The sequence below is a fragment of the Streptomyces asiaticus genome (assembly GCF_018138715.1).
Classification (GTDB): Bacteria; Actinomycetota; Actinomycetes; order Streptomycetales; family Streptomycetaceae; genus Streptomyces; species Streptomyces asiaticus.
In genome coordinates, this window is record NZ_JAGSHX010000006.1 from 9,477,767 (window position 1) to 9,493,848 (window position 16,082).

The 16,082-nt window shown below is 73.1% G+C and carries 17 protein-coding genes; 7 read left to right on the plus strand and 10 right to left on the minus strand.

The window, feature by feature from the left end; genetic code table 11:
- Positions 1-3: 3 nt before the first annotated feature.
- The 3 genes from KHP12_RS47475 to KHP12_RS47485 are packed head-to-tail and all read left to right on the plus strand — an operon-like array spanning position 4 to position 3,748.
- Positions 4-630, plus strand: coding sequence for a 2Fe-2S iron-sulfur cluster-binding protein (locus KHP12_RS47475; protein ID WP_107471652.1), 627 nt, complete (start codon positions 4-6; stop codon positions 628-630).
- Positions 627-1,625, plus strand: coding sequence for an FAD binding domain-containing protein (locus tag KHP12_RS47480; RefSeq protein WP_211834667.1), 999 nt, complete (start codon positions 627-629; stop codon positions 1,623-1,625). The genes KHP12_RS47475 and KHP12_RS47480 overlap by 4 nt, the downstream gene beginning before the upstream one ends.
- Positions 1,622-3,748, plus strand: coding sequence for a xanthine dehydrogenase family protein molybdopterin-binding subunit (locus KHP12_RS47485; RefSeq protein ID WP_086879450.1), 2,127 nt, complete (start codon positions 1,622-1,624; stop codon positions 3,746-3,748). Before KHP12_RS47480 ends, KHP12_RS47485 begins: the two co-directional genes overlap by 4 nt.
- A 106-nt stretch (positions 3,749-3,854) precedes the next feature.
- On the opposite strand, the gene KHP12_RS47490 is transcribed toward KHP12_RS47485, so the two are convergent.
- The 6 genes from KHP12_RS47490 to KHP12_RS47515 form a co-directional block, all read right to left on the minus strand.
- On the minus strand, positions 3,855-5,090 hold the full coding sequence (locus KHP12_RS47490) for a S1 family peptidase (protein WP_211834668.1): 1,236 nt from the start codon (positions 5,088-5,090) through the stop codon (positions 3,855-3,857).
- On the minus strand, positions 5,087-6,226 hold the full coding sequence (locus KHP12_RS47495) for an ABC transporter ATP-binding protein (RefSeq protein WP_246648926.1): 1,140 nt from the start codon (positions 6,224-6,226) through the stop codon (positions 5,087-5,089). Before KHP12_RS47495 ends, KHP12_RS47490 begins: the two co-directional genes overlap by 4 nt.
- Positions 6,223-6,708, minus strand: a complete 486-nt coding sequence (locus KHP12_RS47500; RefSeq protein WP_244202481.1) for an oligopeptide/dipeptide ABC transporter ATP-binding protein — start codon at positions 6,706-6,708, stop codon at positions 6,223-6,225. The genes KHP12_RS47495 and KHP12_RS47500 overlap by 4 nt, the downstream gene beginning before the upstream one ends.
- A complete protein-coding gene (locus KHP12_RS47505; protein ID WP_246648930.1) occupies positions 6,596-7,771 on the minus strand; it encodes an ABC transporter substrate-binding protein in 1,176 nt (391 codons plus the stop codon). The genes KHP12_RS47500 and KHP12_RS47505 overlap by 113 nt, the downstream gene beginning before the upstream one ends.
- Positions 7,772-7,979: 208 nt before the next feature.
- Positions 7,980-8,753, minus strand: coding sequence for a DsbA family oxidoreductase (locus KHP12_RS47510; RefSeq protein ID WP_308017040.1), 774 nt, complete (start codon positions 8,751-8,753; stop codon positions 7,980-7,982).
- 162 nt (positions 8,754-8,915) lie between these two features.
- Positions 8,916-9,326, minus strand: a complete 411-nt coding sequence (locus KHP12_RS47515) for an RrF2 family transcriptional regulator (RefSeq protein ID WP_211834669.1) — start codon at positions 9,324-9,326, stop codon at positions 8,916-8,918.
- Between the two features lie 96 nt (positions 9,327-9,422).
- On the opposite strand from KHP12_RS47515, the gene KHP12_RS47520 reads away from it, so the two are divergent.
- Together KHP12_RS47520 and KHP12_RS47525 are read left to right on the plus strand one after the other, a co-directional pair.
- On the plus strand, positions 9,423-9,929 hold the full coding sequence (locus KHP12_RS47520) for a cupin domain-containing protein (RefSeq protein WP_037959305.1): 507 nt from the start codon (positions 9,423-9,425) through the stop codon (positions 9,927-9,929).
- A 118-nt stretch (positions 9,930-10,047) separates the two neighbouring features.
- A complete protein-coding gene (locus KHP12_RS47525) occupies positions 10,048-10,284 on the plus strand; it encodes a hypothetical protein (protein WP_037959301.1) in 237 nt (78 codons plus the stop codon).
- A 25-nt stretch (positions 10,285-10,309) separates the two neighbouring features.
- Here the strand turns inward: KHP12_RS47525 and KHP12_RS47530 are convergent, their stop codons facing one another.
- Positions 10,310-10,906 carry a helix-turn-helix domain-containing protein gene (locus tag KHP12_RS47530; protein WP_086879448.1) on the minus strand — a complete coding sequence of 199 codons (597 nt, stop codon included), beginning with the start codon at positions 10,904-10,906 and terminating at the stop codon, positions 10,310-10,312.
- An 88-nt stretch (positions 10,907-10,994) separates the two neighbouring features.
- Here KHP12_RS47530 and KHP12_RS47535 point away from each other — a divergent pair, with 88 nt between their 5' ends.
- A complete protein-coding gene (locus KHP12_RS47535; RefSeq protein WP_086879447.1) occupies positions 10,995-11,639 on the plus strand; it encodes a class I SAM-dependent methyltransferase in 645 nt (214 codons plus the stop codon).
- A gap of 61 nt (positions 11,640-11,700) precedes the next feature.
- On the opposite strand, the gene KHP12_RS47540 is transcribed toward KHP12_RS47535, so the two are convergent.
- The 3 genes from KHP12_RS47540 to KHP12_RS47550 all read right to left on the minus strand — a co-directional run bounded on the left by KHP12_RS47540 (position 11,701) and on the right by KHP12_RS47550 (position 14,715).
- Positions 11,701-12,795: an acyltransferase family protein gene (locus KHP12_RS47540; protein WP_107471651.1), complete on the minus strand. Its 1,095-nt coding sequence runs from the start codon at positions 12,793-12,795 to the stop codon at positions 11,701-11,703.
- Between the two features lie 170 nt (positions 12,796-12,965).
- Entirely contained in the window at positions 12,966-13,667 is a 702-nt protein-coding gene (locus KHP12_RS47545; protein WP_210608917.1) for a DAK2 domain-containing protein, read from the minus strand.
- Positions 13,668-13,716: 49 nt separating this feature from the next.
- Entirely contained in the window at positions 13,717-14,715 is a 999-nt protein-coding gene (locus KHP12_RS47550) for a dihydroxyacetone kinase subunit DhaK (RefSeq protein WP_037959290.1), read from the minus strand.
- Positions 14,716-15,039: 324 nt separating this feature from the next.
- Here KHP12_RS47550 and KHP12_RS47555 point away from each other — a divergent pair, with 324 nt between their 5' ends.
- On the plus strand, positions 15,040-16,047 hold the full coding sequence (locus KHP12_RS47555; protein ID WP_086885570.1) for a 1-aminocyclopropane-1-carboxylate deaminase: 1,008 nt from the start codon (positions 15,040-15,042) through the stop codon (positions 16,045-16,047).
- Positions 16,048-16,082 lie beyond the last annotated feature (35 nt).

Sequence of the window (16,082 nt, forward strand, 5' to 3'; positions counted from 1 at the left end):
AAGATGCGGGGAGCACGCCCGGATGCCAGGCTGACCGGTGTGACAGCCCACGCGTTTCACAGCGACTTCGCGCTGCGTGTCAACGGTGCCGACCGCCCCCTCACCCTCGACCACCGGGTGACCCTGCTGGACGCCCTCCGCGAACACCTGGCGCTGACCGGGGCCAAGAAGGGGTGCGACCACGGGCAGTGCGGGGCCTGCACCGTCCTGATCGACGGGGAGCGCGTCAACAGCTGCCTGGTGTTCGCCGTGGCCGCCCAGGGCCGGGACATCACCACCATCGAGGGCGTGGCCGGGCTCGCCACCCCCGGGGAACTCCACCCGCTTCAGCGGGCGTTCCTGGACCACGACGGCTTCCAGTGCGGCTACTGCACACCCGGCCAGATCTGCTCCGCCATCGGAGCGCTCACCGAGGCCGCGCGCGGCTGGCCCAGCCATGTCACCGAGGACATGGCGGCCGGGGCCGGCGCGCCGGGTGAGCTGGACGCCGACGAGATCCGGGAGCGGATGAGCGGCAACCTGTGCCGCTGCGGGGCGTACCCCGGCATCGTGGCCGCCATCCGCGAGGTCGCCGGGGCCGACGGCGGCGGGGCGCCGGCCCGCGCCGGCGCGGCGGGAGGGGCGCGATGAAGCCCTTCGGCTACGAGCGCGCCACCGACCCGCAGGCCGCCGCCACGCTCGTGGCCGACTCCACCGAGGCGGTGTACCTGGCCGGGGGCACCAACCTGGTGGACCTGATGAAGCTCGGGGTGACCGAGCCCGCCCTGCTCGTCGACATCACCCGGCTCCCGTACGACACCGTCGAGCACCGCCCGGACGGCGGTGTGCTCATCGGCGCGCTGGTCCCGGGCAGCCGCCTCGCCGGTGACCCCGGCATCCGCGAGCGGTTCCCGGCGCTGGCCGAAGCGCTGCTGTCGGGGGCCTCCGGGCAGCTGAGGACCGTGGCCACCACCGGTGGCAATCTGCTCCAGCGCACCCGCTGCGTGTATTTCCAGGACGTGACCAAACCCTGCAACAAGCGGCGGCCGGAGACCGGCTGTTCGGCCGTCCAGGGACTCCACCGCGACCTGGCCGTGCTCGGCACCTCCGACTTCTGCGTGGCGGGCCACCCCTCGGACATGGCGGTGGCGATGGCCGCGCTCGACGCGGTCGTCCATCTGCGGCGGGTGAACGGCAGCCCGCGTGCGGTGCCGCTGAACGACTTCTATCTGCTGCCCGGCGACACCCCGCACCGCGAGACGGTGCTCCAGCCCGGCGACCTGATCACCGGTGTCGAGCTGCCACCGCCGCCCGAGGGCGCCGCCATGTCCTACCGCAAGGTCCGCGACCGCTGGTCCTACGCCTTCGCCCTGGTGTCGGTGGCCGCCGTCGCGGCGACCGAGGCCGACGGCACACTGCGGGAGATCCGGCTGGGGCTCGGCGGAGTCGGCACCCGCCCCTGGCGGGCCCGGGAGGCCGAGCGGCTGCTGACCGGGCGGCAGCCGACCGAGGAGCGGCTGCGGGAGGCGGCCCGGGCCGAGTTCGCCCCGGCGCGCCCGCTGCCGCAGAACGCGTTCAAGATCGACCTCGCCGTGGACGTGATCACCGCGGCCGTGCGCGACCTCGTGGGAGGGCGGCGGCGATGACCATGCTCCAGCGGACCGTGGGCGCGGAGGTGACCCGTGTCGAAGGGCGCGAAAAGGTCACCGGTGCCGCGCTCTACGCGTACGAGTACCCGGTGCCGGACGCCCTGTACGGGTGGGCGGTGCAGTCCACCGTTCCGCGCGGCACGGTGCGCGCCGTCGACACCGTCGCGGCGCTGTCCCTGCCGGGCGTGGTCGCCGTGCTCGACAGCCGCAATGTGGCCCGGCTGCGCCCGACCGACACCCCCGAACTCGCCGTTCTCCAGTCCCCCGAGGTGGCCTACCGCGGGCAGATCGTGGCGGCCGTGGTGGCGGACACCTTCGAGACGGCCCGTCAGGCGGCGGCCACCGTACGGGTCGAGTACGACGTGGACGACCACGACGCCGAACTGCTGGACGGCGATCCGCGCATCTTCGTCCCCGAGACGGTCAACGGCGGCTACCCGGGGCACACGGAGACCGGTGATGTGGAGGCCGCCCTCGCCGCGGCGCCGGTCGTCCTCGACGCCACGTACACCACACCCCCCGAGCACACGGCCGCGATGGAACCGCATGCCACCATCGCCGTCTGGGACGGGGACACGCTCACCCTCTACAACGGGGACCAGGGCCCCTGGATGACGGCCGCCAGGGTGGCCGAGCTGTTCGGCCTGCCCGAGGGCGCCGTCCGGATCGTCGCCGACCACACCGGCGGCGGCTTCGGCTCCAAGGCGATTCCCCGGCCGCCCACGGTGCTCGCCGCGCTGGCCGCCCGCGCCGTGGGCCGCCCGGTCAAGGTGGCGGCCACCCGGCAGCAGATGTTCACCATGGTCTCGTACCGCACGCCCACCCTCCAGCGCATCCGGCTCGGCGCCGAACGGGACGGCAGGCTCACCGCCATCTGGCACGACGCGCTCCAGCAGAGCTCCACGCTCACCCCGTACTGCGAGCAGACGGTCACCTGCACCCGCGTCATGTACGCCGCGCGCCACCGCCGGACCACCCACCGCCTGGCGCAGCTGGACGTGCCGACGCCCTCCTGGATGCGCGCCCCCGGCGAGGCGCCCGGGATGTTCGCGCTGGAGAGCGCGATGGACGAGCTGGCCGTGGCGCTGGGCATGGACCCCATCGAGCTGCGGGTGGCCAACGAGCCGTCCGTGGACCCCGGGACCGGTCATCCCTTCAGCAGCCGCAATCTGGTGGCCTGTCTGCGGGAGGGCGCGGCGCGCTTCGGCTGGGCGGGCCGCGACCCCGCGCCGGGGCTTCGCCGGGAGGGACACTGGCTGCTCGGCACCGGAGTGGCGGCGTGCAACTACCCCGCCCTCACCTGGCCCTCCACCGCGACCGCCCGCGCCGAGCCCGGCGGGGGCTTCACCGTACGGATCGCCGCGGCCGACATCGGCACCGGCGCCCGCACCGCGCTGACCCAGGTGGCGGCGGACGAACTCGGTGTGGGGATGGACCGGGTCACCCTCGACATCGGCCGCAGCGCCTACGGCCAGGCGCCGTGGGCGGGCGGCTCGATGGGCCTCAGCTCCTGGGGCTGGGCGGTGTCCAAGGCGTGCCGGGCGCTGACCAAGCGGCTGGACGAGGTCTCCGGCGCGATCCCGCCCGGCGGTCTTGAGGAGCGGGCGGACACCGCCGAGGACGTCGAGGCGCGCCGGGCGTTCTCGCGCCACGCCTACGGCGCCCAGTTCGCGGAGGTGCGGGTGGACGCCGTCACCGGCCAGGTGCGGGTGGACCGGCTGCTGGGGATGTTCGCCGCCGGACGCGTCATCAACCCCCGGACGGCGGGGTCGCAGCTGCGCGGCGGTATGTGCATGGGGCTGTCGATGGCGTTGCACGAAAACCTGGAGACGGACCCGCGGTTCGGCGACTTCGCCAACCACGACCTCGCCACCTATCACATCGCGGCCAACGCGGATGTGCGCGATGTCCAGGCGCACTGGCTCGAGGAGAACGACGACGAGCTCAACCCGATGGGCAGCAAGGGCGTCGGGGAGCTGGGCATCGTCGGCACGGCGGCGGCGATCGCCAACGCGGTGTACCACGCCACGGGGGTGCGGGTCCGCGATCTGCCGATCACGGTGGAGCGGGTGCGCGCGGGGCTGTCCGCCGGGTTCTCCGCGGGGCCGTCCGTCCGCTGAGCGGCCGCCCGGCCCGTCGCGGCTCCCGGCTCCGTCACGGCCTCCGGCCCGTCGGGGCTCCCGGGGTGTCCCGCGGTGACGGCGCGGGACACCCGGTCGCGTGGGATCAGCCGTTGTCGGCGGCCCCACCGGCGCCGTCCGCGCCCGCACCGTCCCCGGCGGCCCCGGAGCCGTCAGCGGCGCCGCCGTCCGCCGCGCCACCGTCGTCCGCCGCGCCGCCGCCGGCCGCACCGCCGTCCCCGATCTTCGCGCCGACCGCCTCCAGCGCGGTCGTCACCGGCTGGAAGAAGGTCTCACCGCCGGAGGTGCAGTCACCGCTGCCGCCGGAGGTCAGGCCAATGGCCTGGCCGTCCGCGCTGAACAGCGGGCCGCCGCTGTCGCCGGGCTCCGCGCAGACATCGGTCTGGATGAGCCCGCTGACCGTGCCCTCGGGGTAGTTGACCGTCGCGTCGAGACCGGTGACCGAGCCGTCGTTGAGCCCGGTGGTGCTGCCCATGCGCTGCACCTGCTGGCCCACCGTGGCCTCGCCCGCCCCGACGATGTCCACGGTCTGGTCGCCGGTGTTCACCGTGCTGGGCGCCTCGGTGTTGGCGTCGTCGTACGTGACCAGCGCGAAGTCCCCGTCACCGGGGAAGGTGGCGTCCTGCACGGTGCCGATCGCCGCGCCGTTCTGCGAGTCCGACCACTGCTCGGCGGCGACGCCGCAGTGACCCGCGGTGAGGAATGCCGGGGCGCCGCTGTCCGTGGTGACGTTGAAGCCGAGCGAGCAGCGCGCGCCGCCGCCGAAGATGGCGTCGCCGCCCGCGACGAAGGGCTTGAACTCGCCCGTGGACTTCTTCAGGGTGGCCATGCCGTCGCCCAGCGACTTCACGGTGGACTCGAGCGTGTCCCACTTCGCCCCGGTGACCGTGGAGTCCGCGGTGACCCGCAGCTCATTGGTCTTGGGGTCCACCGACCAGGAGGTGCCCGGGATGGTCGCCTTGGTCTTGAGCGTCTTCGCGGCGGTCTGGAGCGCCTTGGTGCTGTTGTCGACCTTTCTGGCCACCGCCCCGGCGCTCTTGACCTGGACGTTCACATTGCTGTTGTCGCCCACGACATTGACGATGACCTGCTGCTTGTCCTTGTCGTAATAGGCCCCGCCGAACGCCTCGCCCAGCTGCGACGCGAGCTCCGCGGCAATGTCCGCAGCCGACGCGGCGTCCACCTTCTTGGGCTGGGCCGCCTCGGCCTTGTCGTCCTCTGAGGCGTTGGCGTTGGGCAGGATGATCGCGGCCGCCGCCACCGCGGCGACCCCGGCCCCCGCGAACACGATCTTTCGCTTGGGTACCCGTTTATGGCTCAACTCATGACCTCCTGTTGGGGGGTTACGGAATCCCGCTCATCCGCGACGAGCACGACCCGGCAGTGGATACGGGCGGCGCACGAGTTGTGTTCAGAGTGATTTAGGAGATCTTTACGGGGCCGTCTCCAGCAGCCGGTCTCCGGCGGCCCCTGTGCTGTGACCGGCCCGGCGATCAGCTCACGCCACTCGGGCGCCCGATGGCAGGCGGCCGTGAGCCCCCGGCCCACCGGGGCGGGTGCGGGCGCGGCGCGGCAGGCGTCGGTGACGAACGGGCAGCGGTGGGCGAAGACACACCCCTCCCGAGCCGTCCGGACGGGCGGTTCGGCCGCCGGGCGCAGTGCCGCCGCGCCCGGCCCGCCCTCGGCCCGTACGCTCGGCGCGGAGGCGATGAGCAGCGCGGTGTACGGATGCAGGGGCCGGCCGAACACCTCCCGTACGGGCCCCTGTTCCACCAACCGGCCGCGGTAGAGCACCGCCACCCGGTCGGCGATGCCCGCCAGTGAGCTGAGGTCGTGCGAGATGACCACGACGGCCATCCCGCGCTCGGTGCTCAGCCGGTCGAACAGCCGCAGCACCCGGTTGCGGTTGGAGGCGTCCAGGGCGCTCACCGGCTCATCGGCGATCAGCAGCCGGGGCCGGGTGACGATCGCCCGCGCGAGCAGCACCCGCTGGCGCCGACCGCCCGAGATCGCGCCCGGCAGCCGATCGCCGAGGCGCGCCGCGTCCAGGCCCACCGTCTCCAGCGCCTCGTCCACGCGGGCGGCGATGTCCGTGTCGCCGAGGTCCCCCGCCACGGCGAGCGGCTCGGCCACGGCCCGCCGGACCGTCAGCTCCGGGTCCAGCGCCCGCAGCGGATCCTGGAAGGCGTAACTCAGCTGCCCGAAACGGCGGAACGCGCGCAGCGCGCGCCCCCGCAGCCCGGAGATCTCACGCCCGTCGAAGACCACCCGCCCCGAGCGTGGAGCGAGGAGGCCCACGGCCGTACGCGCCAGTGTGGTCCTGCCCGAGCCGGTCTCCCCGATGACCCCGACGATCTCCCCCTCGCCCACGGACAGCTCCACACCGTCGAGCACCGGCCGCGCGCCCCGCCGGCCGAAGGCCACGGTCAGCCCGGAGGGCTCCAGCAGCCCGCTCATACCGCCACCTCCCGGGTGCCGTGCGCACCGGCCCGCGACAGATCGAGCTCCTCACCGCGGACACACCGCACCCGCCGCCCATCCGCCGTCTCCCGCAGTGGCACCGGGCCGCTGAGGCATTCGGGCGCGGCGAACGCGCAGCGGTCGGCGAACCGGCAGCCCGGCAGCCGCGCGCCCACCTCGGGCGGCGCGCCGGGGATCACCTCCAGCTCGCGCCGCTCCCAGTCGCCGACCGTGGTCACGCGCAACAGCGCCTCGGTGTACGGATGCAGGGGATCGTTCAGCACCCGTTCGGCCGGGCCGTCCTCGACCAGCTCCCCGGCGTAGGCCACCAGGACGCGGTCGCACACCTCGGCGATCACCGCCAGGTCATGGCTGACCAGCAGCAGCGCCAGGTCGTGCTCGGCGCGCATCCGGGCCAGCAGCTCCAGGACCTCGGCCTGGACCACCACATCCAGCGCGGTGGTCGCCTCGTCGGCCACCAGCAGATCCGGTGCGCAGGCCACCTCGAACCGCTGCACCACGGGGAGCGAGGGGATGGCGGACACGGAGGACGTACGGGCGAGGGCACGCCGCACGGTGTACAGGAACACGTTCGGCATCGTGCGCACCGCCACCGCGGTGGCCGCCCGCAGCACCTTCGGATAGCGCGGCGACTCCAGCGGGGGTGCGGCGCACCGCGGCCACCGCCGCGTCCAGTTCGGGCGTGGTACGGCGGGAGGGGTTCATCAGCCCCTCCGCGCCGAAGAGCACCTGCATCGCCTGCACCGGTGACTCCCGCCCGGCGAACTGGTCGATGTACAGGGCCCGGGAGTGCTGGACGTACACCACCTGCGACGCCCGCGCCTCGGGGATGACCTCGTTCCGGGCCCGGATCCCGACCCGGTTCAGCTGCGCCTGCAACGGCTCGGGCGCGCCCTGCGGCTGGGCGGTGGTGATGGTCACCCGGACGCCGTCGTGATACCCGGCCTCGCGGAGCAGCGCGCGCGCCCGCCCCGGGTCGTGCCAGTACACCGCGCCGAGCGCCGGGTCGAAGCCCGGGTAGCCGGGCGGGAAGGGCTGGTGGTCCACCTCGCCATGGCCGAACTGCTCGCTGTCCGCAGGGCTTGGCGGTCCACGGCGTACTTCGAAGCGCTCGACGGCGATGTGCCCGGCGTTCCAGTAGCCGGGGTCGCGACGCAGGCTCGCCATGGAGTTCTGGGTGTACGACACCAGCCGCAACGGGCCGTGGCCGACCGGCCTGGTGGCCAGCCGCGCCTCGTCCTTCCCGAACGCGGTGGGGCTGACCATCATGCCGGTCTTCCCGGCCGGCAGCGCGGGCAACTGGTGGTCGGCCTCGGTGAGTTCGAGGACCACGGTGCGCGGGTCGGGCGCCCGTACCGTGTCGATGGTGGTCAGCTGGGAGGCGATCAGGGACTCGGGGTGGTCCTTGCCGCGTTCGAGGCTCTTCCTGACGGCCTCGGCGTTCACCGGTGTGCCGTCGCAGAACCGCAGCCCCCGGCGGAGGGCGAAGGTGAGCCGCCGGCCGTCCTTTCGTGGTGTCAACTGTCCCCGGACGGCCGTGATGTACGGCCGCACACGGCCGCACACATCAGCGAGGGCACGCGGATGGGCAGCGGTCATGAAGGCCGGAGGCGGTGGGGTCCGGGGAGGAAACGAGGAAGATCAGGGGATACGAGCGGCACGAGGCGCTCGGGACGCGGCAGATCGTCGCGGATCGCGGGTCGCGGGGCCTGGAACGGGAAGCGGGCGATCAGCGACAGATGGCGCTGGCGGTGCGCCGGAAGTCCACGTATCGGCACGGGTGCAGCCACAGCGGCCCGCCCGCCGTATCGCCCCGTACGGCCGCGGGCGGGGGAGTGGTTCCGCCCGTCAGCAGGGACAGATCGGGCCCGGTCAGGCTGCGGTACGCCGCCAGGGCCTCCTCGGGGCCGACCGGGGCCGCCTCCCAGAGCTGACGGGGAGCCACCGTGCGCAGCGCCGCCAGGTACTCGGGCACGCTCCGCCACCCCGGCGCGGCCACGCGCCCGCCGGGGCCGGAGAACACCAGCGTGGGCAGCGCGTAGCGCACCCCGTCGTCGGTTTCCTTCACGCCAATGCCATGCGGCCCCGGGGCGCGAAAGGCATGCGCCTCCGGGATGGGGTCACGGGCCTCGGCGTGGTCCCGCCGGACGGCCGCCACCACCTCCGGATCGTCCATCTCCGCGCCCAGCCGCCCCCTGTCGACACCGTCGAGGCCGGCCAGGGCGTCGAGCACGCGCTGCGCCGTATCGGCCGGGGTACCCAGCACGAACGTGGTCTCGCGCAGCCGCCGCAGCACCCGCTCCGCGGCCCTCCCGTCCTGCCGCTCGGCCGCCTTCGCGGCGAGCGAGGCCGGCCGGCTGGTGGCCGCCACCCAGCGCAGCCGGTGGGCGTGGGGCGCCCGCGTATGGCGGGCGATATCGGCGATGTAGCGGCCGTACCAGGTGGTCTCGGCGGCCGGATCGGGCGCCGGGTCGTCGTCCTCGTCGAAGAGGATGCCGAACACCCGGCGCCAGCGGGCCCGCCCCCGCGGTGAGCGCCCGCAGCAGGCGGAACGCGGGCTCGGAGCCCCACGCCCACGGGCAGGCCGGATCGGTGTACTCCACGATCTCGACGGCCCCGTCGCCGTCCGGCTCGGCGCTCCGGGGCCGGTCCGGGCGTACGGACGTCATGCGGCCAGCCGCTCACGCACCAGATCGCTCAGCGCGGTGGAGGTCAGCACCTGGCGCACATGGTCCTCCATCCCGCGCCACACCCCGGGCAGCCCGGCCGCCGGGCCGCGGTAGCCCAGGTCGTCCAGCCGCTCGCCGCGCAGCGTCAGGAACGCCCCGTCCACCGCGACCACGATGTCCGCGAGCGTGGTCTCGGCGGGGTCGCGGGCGAGCCAGTAGCCACCCTCACAGCCGCGCTGGCTGCGCACCAGACCGGCCTGGCGCAGATCGCGGAAGACCGCCTTGAGGAACCGGAAGGGGATGTCCTGGGAGGTCGCTATCGCCTCACATGTGAGCGGCCTGCCGGTGTCCGCGGCCAGCTCCGCCAGCGCCCGGACCGCGTAGTCCGCCTTCGCCGAGATCTGCATACGGCCATTATGCAGTGTGGATTTCACGGTGTTGTGCCTGGTGAGGGAAAGGACACCTGTTGACATCCATTACCGGTGCTTTCTACGGTCGGTGGCATGACGACGCCCGGCGGCGACCCCGCGCAGCAGCACGACGCGTTCCATCCGCATCTGAACGCCACCGCCCCCGACAGTCCCTTGCGGTCGCGTCTGCACCACATCCGCACCGAGGACGTCGACCCCGGCACCGCCCAGACCGAGGGCATGCGGCGGTTCGCCGCGATCAGCGGCCAGTCGGTGGGGTCCGAGCGGCTCTGGATGGGCCAGACCCATGTGGCGCCGGACACCGCCTCCGCCAACCACCACCACGGCGAGTCCGAGACGGCCATCTTCGTGGTGCGGGGCCACCCCGAGTTCGTCTTCGCCGAGGAGCGGGACGGACACGTCGAGGAGATCCGGCTGCGCACCCGGCCGGGTGACTACATCTTCGTACCGCCCTATGTGCCGCACCGGGAGGAGAACCCGGACCCCGACGACGAGGCGGTGGTGGTCATCGCCCGCAGCACCCAGGAGGCCATCGTGGTGAACCTGCCGGAGCTGTATGTGCTGGAGCGCGGGGAGTAACCGGCCGCGCACACGGATGGCCGCATCGGACCGGCCTGCCGTGCATCCGCCCGGCGCTCCTGGGTAGTCGCCTCTGCTGTGCCCACTCCATCGACGCATCGACGAAAGGAGCGGCATCGTGAGCGACGACCGGCGACCGGAGGAACGCGAGGAGCGGGGCGGGATCCCCAGGGACCTCCCCGACCAGCAGGCGCAGGACGGGCCCGACCACCTGGATGTGGCGGGCGACGGGCATGAGCCGGACGATGTGGACGACATCCCCGAGACGGACGAGTCCGGCACCGGACGGCGGGGGAAGCCGCAGACCGGGAGCGTGCACCCCGAGCAGCCCGTCCCGGACGAGCCCTCGGGGTGAACGCCCCGGCGGCGACGGGGGCGGGTCAGGTACCGGCGGGGCGGGCGCGGACATGGATGCGCTCGCCCTGCGCCCCGAACAGGGAGAGGAACTCCACCGGCTGGTCCCCGGCGTTGGCGAAGCCATGGGGGGTGCGGGTGTCGAATTCGGCGGCCTCGCCGGCCGCGAGCACCAGGTCGTGCTCGCCCAGCGTCAGTCGTAGCCGCCCGGAGAGCACATAGAGCCACTCATAGCCCTCGTGCACCCGCTGCTCCAGCGGCTCGTCGCTCCTGCCCTGCGGCCGGGGCGGCATGATCTGCTTGTACGCGTGCAGCCCGCCCAGATAGCGGGTCAGCGGAACGAACGTCTGGCCGTGCCGGGTGAACGGCCGTGGATGGACCCGCGGATCCCCGGTGGCCGGCGCCCCCACCAGCTCGTCCAGCTGCACTCCGTACGCCTTGGCCAGCGGCAGCAGCAGCTCCAGGGTCGGCTTGCGCTGCCCCGACTCCAGCCGCGACAGGGTGCTCAGCGAGATGCCCGTCGTCTCGCTGAGCTGGGCGAGGGTGGTGCCACGGGTGCGCCGCAGCGCCCGCAGCCGGGGTCCTACGGCGGTCAGCACCTCGGTGAGGTCTTCGTCAGCCATACCTTCATTTGCCACCCCGGCAAAGAAGTTTGTCAAGTGGCCACGGCCGGACGCACTCTCTTGACCCAACGAAGGGAGCACATCCGATATGACCACCAGGCCCGACATCCCGCCCGGCACCACGCCCGGGGAGTTCTGGGACACCTTCTACAGCGCCGAGGACCACGTCTGGAGCGGCAGGCCCAACGCCGCCCTGGTGCGCGAGGTCACCGGGCTGACCCCCGGCCGCGCACTGGATCTGGGCTGCGGCGAGGGCGCCGACGCCATCTGGCTCGCCCGGCAGGGCTGGCGGGTCACCGCCGTCGACGTCTCCCAGGTGGCCCTGGACCGCGGCGCCGGACACGCGGCGTCGGAAGGTGTCGGCGACCGCATCGAATGGCAGCCGCACGACCTGTCCGTGTCCTTCCCGGCCGGCACCTTCGACCTGGTCTCCACCTACTTCCTGCACTCCTGGCTCGAGCTGCCCCGGGAGCGGATCCTGCGCAGCGCCGCGGGCGCCGTCGCACCGGGCGGGGTGCTCCTGATCACCGGACACGCAGGATTCCCGTCCTGGGTGGCGGACCCCGATCCGGACTTCCACTTCCCGACCCCCGAGGAGGTGCTCGCCGGGCTCGACCTCGCGGAGGGGGAGTGGGAGGTCCTCGTCAGCGAGGTGCACGAGGAGAAGATGACCGACCCCGAGGGAAAGCCGGCCACCCGCGTCGACAACACCGTGAAGGTCCGCCGCCGCTGACGGCGATTCCCGGCCGCTGACGGGGATTCCCCACCGCCGACGAGGAAGCGCCTCGCCGCCCTCAGGAAGTGGCTGACGAACCGGTGCGCCGGAACGCCCAGTCCATGCGTGGCTCCACCAGAGCGCGCAGGACCCGTCGCACCGGTTCCGTGCACAATACGGTGATCATGAGCACCGCGGCCGCCGTGACGGTGAGCTCCCCGAGCGGGGTGTGCAGCCACGGATGGTCGTACCAGTCCCAGAAGCGGGACGACTTGATGATGAAGCCGTGCAGCAGATAGCCGTACAGCGTCCCGGAGCCGAGCGTGGTGAACCAGGTCCTGCGCCCCGGCACCCAGGCCAGGAAGCAGGCCGTCAGCACCAGCGCCAGACCGAAGAGGACGGGTGTGGTGAGCAGACCGGCCCAGGACGGTACGCCGTCCAGCTTGGCGACGCTCTTGCGGTGGTAGAACCACTCCGCGTCCATCCAGGGCGCCACCGCGTACGCCGTGCACAGGGCGAAGGCCGCCACCGGAAGGGCGACCAGCCGGGCCCGCCGGGTCCGCAGCCGGGTGAAGTGGTCCGGGCGCAGGGTGAGCCCGACCACGAAGAACGGGAGGAACGCCAGCACCCGCTGGAGACCGAGATCCCCGCCCGCCTCCGGGGAGATCGAGGCCAGCGCGGCCACCGCCAGCGCGACCGGCACCGGATGGCGCAGCGCGAGCCACAGCGGAGTGGTGACCCGCCAGATGAACAGCGCGGCCAGGAACCACATCACATACCAGGGGTCGAGCAGGCTGATGGGATAGCCCGGATCGTCCTGCGCCCAGCGGTAGAAGAGCGTGTACGCCACCTCGAAGACCAGGTACGGCACCACGACGCCCGTGAGCAGCCGCTTCACCCGCCCCGGCGCCATGTCGAAACTCCGCGAGAAGTAGCCCGATATGAGGGCGAACGCGGGCATGTGGAACGCGTACACCGTCAGGTAGATCGCGGTGGCCGCCCGGCTGCCGTAGGTGAGCGGCTCCCATGCGTGGCCGCACGCCACCAGCACGATGGTGAGGTACTTCGCGTTGTCGAAGTACGGGTCGCGCGTCCGGCCTCCGGACGCGCCGCCATCGCGCGGCCGTGGCAAGGCCGGTGGTGTGGTCACACGGGCGGCGGTCTCCTGCTGCACAGATTCTCCCGGACACCTTTGATCGAGCCGACAGTCGAATCCTGGTCGTCTGCCCCGCTCTGCTCCTCTCATGCGGCCAGGACCCGGATCCCAGTACGTGCGGCCCGGCCGCGGCGTTCACCGGCGGGCGGCACGTTCCGGGGAACCCCCGATGGCCTCGGCCTTTCTCCTCAGGACACGGGGAGCCGGCTGAGCGAGGTGAGCTCGGCGTGTGCGGAAGCGAACAGCAGGGCCACGGCCAGGGCGCCCGGGTCGGGGACGCCGCGCGAGTGGTCGCCGGTGTAGCTGGCGCGTCCGCGGCGGGCGCGCAGATCGGTGGTGGAGCGGGCGCCCCGGTGGGCCGCCACCGCGGCCACATGGAGCGCGTGCGCGGGGTCGGCGGTGGGTTCGCAGGAGGCGAGGGCCCGTGCGGCGGGGACGAGGGCGTCCACCATGGTCTTGTCGCCCACCTCGGCCTCGCCGACCCGCTGGATCGCGGCCGCGCCCGCGGCGGTTCCGAGGGCCAGCGCCGCGGTCCCGGGCGGGTCGGCGGCCATCCCCAGCGCGTCGGCGAGCTCCTGGAAGAGCAGCCCGAACAGGGGACCGCTGGTGCCGCCCACGTCGTCGAGGAAGACCCGTGCGGCGGCGTCCAGCGGTGCGTCCGGGCCCCTCCGATCCCGTTCGCCGTTCCCCGCGCCCGCCGCCAGGGCGTCCAGCGCGCGGCGGACACCGTCCAGCCCGGTGACCAGATTGGCGCCGAAGTCCCCGTCGCCCGCCTTCTGGTCGAGCGCGGTGAGCTCGGGCTCCACGGAGCGTACGGTGGCGGCGAACCGTGTCATCCAGTCCATGACGGCGGTGTGGGTGAGGCCCTTGGGGCCGGGCTGGTCGGGCATGGGCGGGGCAACTCCTCGGGGCGGTGGCGGGGTCACGCGGGCAGGCGGATCACAGGGGCCAGGCGGGGGTGCGGGCGGGGGCGTCCCACAGCCGCAGCGCCTCCGCGTCGGTGGCGAACAGGGTCAGTGAGAAGCCCCGCATGTCCAGGGCGCTCACGAAGGTGCCGGTCAGGGACCGGTCGAGGCCGACACCGCGGTCGTCGAGGGCCTTGGCGACCGCGTGGCGGATGCCGTACAGCTCCAGCGAGGTGATCGAGCCCAGCCCGTTGACCAGGGCGAGCACCCGTGCCCCGGCGCTGTCCGGCAGCGCGGCCAGCAGCTGGTCGGTCATGGTCTCGACCAGCTTGCCGAGCGGTGCGTGCGGGGTGGTCCCCTCGGCCCGCTCCCCGTGGATGCCGACCCCGAACTCCAGGACGTTGTCGGGCAGGGTGAAGGCCGGTGTCCCGGACTGGGGCGTGGTGTGGGCGGCCGCGGCGACGGCGAGGCTGCGGGCCCGCCGGGTCACATCGGTGCCGAGCGCGACCAGGTCCTCCAGACCGCGCCCCTCGTCGGCGGCGGCGCCGAGGATCTTCTCGACGATCAGGGTGGCGCCGGTGCCGCGGCGGCCGACCGCGATGTCGTCCGAGTCGGTGGCGAGGTCGTCGTCGATGAGGACCCGGGCGCAGCGGATGCCCTCGTGGGCGAGGCGCTCGGCGGCGATGCCGAAGTTGATGCGGTCTCCGGTGTAGTTCTTGACGATGTGCAGCACCCCGTCGGCCCGGGCGACGGCCCGGCTGGCCTCGAAGATCTGCCGGTTGTGGGGCGAGGCGAAGATCCGGCCGGGGCAGGCGGCGTCCAGCATCCCCGTCCCGAGGAAACCGGAGTGCAGCGGTTCATGGCCGGACCCGCCGCCCGAGACCAGCCCGACGCGGCGGGCGGGCGCGATGTGGCGGGTGTGGAAGTACCCGTGGTCGGGGTTGTAGGCGACGAGGTCGGCATGGGCGGCGGCGAAGCCCGCGAGCGCGTCGGGAACGAGAGACTCGGGCGAGTCGCGGAAGTACTGGGGCATGATCTCGGCTCCCTGGGCGAGTGGGGCGGACGGGTGGGCTCGGCGGTCGAGCGCCGTCTCGGCGGTACGAGGGCTCAGGCACAGATAGTCGCCGCGACCCGGCGGCAGGGTGCTCAGGCTGGACAGCAGCGGGACTCCAACGGCCTACTGGCATACGCCGGTCGGGTACTGACGAGGGGTGGCCGGGGAGACCGGAGAGGGCTCGGCTCGTGTCCCGACGGGGCGCTCGTGTCCCGACGGGACGGTGGAGAGGGAATCGTGTGCCGAGGGGGAGGGACGGGGTAGGGATCGGCGGACATCGGCACCACCCACAAGGAGCCACCCATGTCCCTCGATGACTTCGAGCGCCACCCCCTGCTGTTCGGCCCCAGCCCGGTCCACCCCCTGGACCGGTTGAGCGAGCGTCTCGGCGGGGCGCGCGTCTGGGCCAAGCGCGAGGACTGCAACAGCGGACTGGCCTTCGGCGGCAACAAGACCCGCAAGCTGGAGTACCTCGTCCCCGACGCGCTCCGGAAGGGCGCGGACACCCTGGTGAGCATCGGCGGTGTGCAGTCCAATCACACCCGGCAGGTCGCCGCGGTGGCGGCGAAGCTGGGGCTGAGGGCCGTTCTGGTGCAGGAGAGCTGGGTGGACTGGCCCGACTCCGTCAACGACAAGGTGGGCAACATCCTGCTCTCCCGGATCATGGGCGCGCGGGTGAAGCTGGTCGACGCGGGATTCGGCATCGGCTTCAAGGACAGCTGGAACCAGGCCCTGGAGGACGTCCGTGCCGAGGGCGGCACGCCGTATCCGATCCCCGCCGGGGCCTCCGACCATCCGCTGGGCGGTCTGGGCTTCGCCAACTGGGCGCGGGAGGTCCAGGCGCAGGAGCGGGAGCTGGGGGTCTTCTTCGACACCATCGTGGTGTGCAGCGTCACCGGCTCCACCCAGGCGGGCATGATCGCGGGCTTCGCGGGCCAGGACCGCCCCCGCCGGGTCCTGGGCATCGACGCCTCCGCCAAACCGGCCGAGACCCGTGCCCAGGTGGAGAAGATCGCACGCGAGACCGCCGGGCTGATCGGCCTCGGCCGGGAGCTGCGCGATGAGGAGATCACCGTGCTGGAGGGCTGGGCCGGGGACCTCTACGGCGTCCCGGTCGACTCCACCCTCGAGGCGATCCGGCTCACCGGAAGCCTCGAAGGGGTGATCCTCGACCCGGTCTACGAAGGCAAGTCCATGGCCGGGCTCATCGACCTCGTCCGCGACGGCGACATACCCAAGGACTCCAACGTCCTCTACGCCCACCTCGGCGGCCAGCCCGCGCTCAACGCCTACAGCGGCGCCTTCCGCTGACAAGTCCGCCGAGAAGTCCGCTGAGAAGGCGGAAC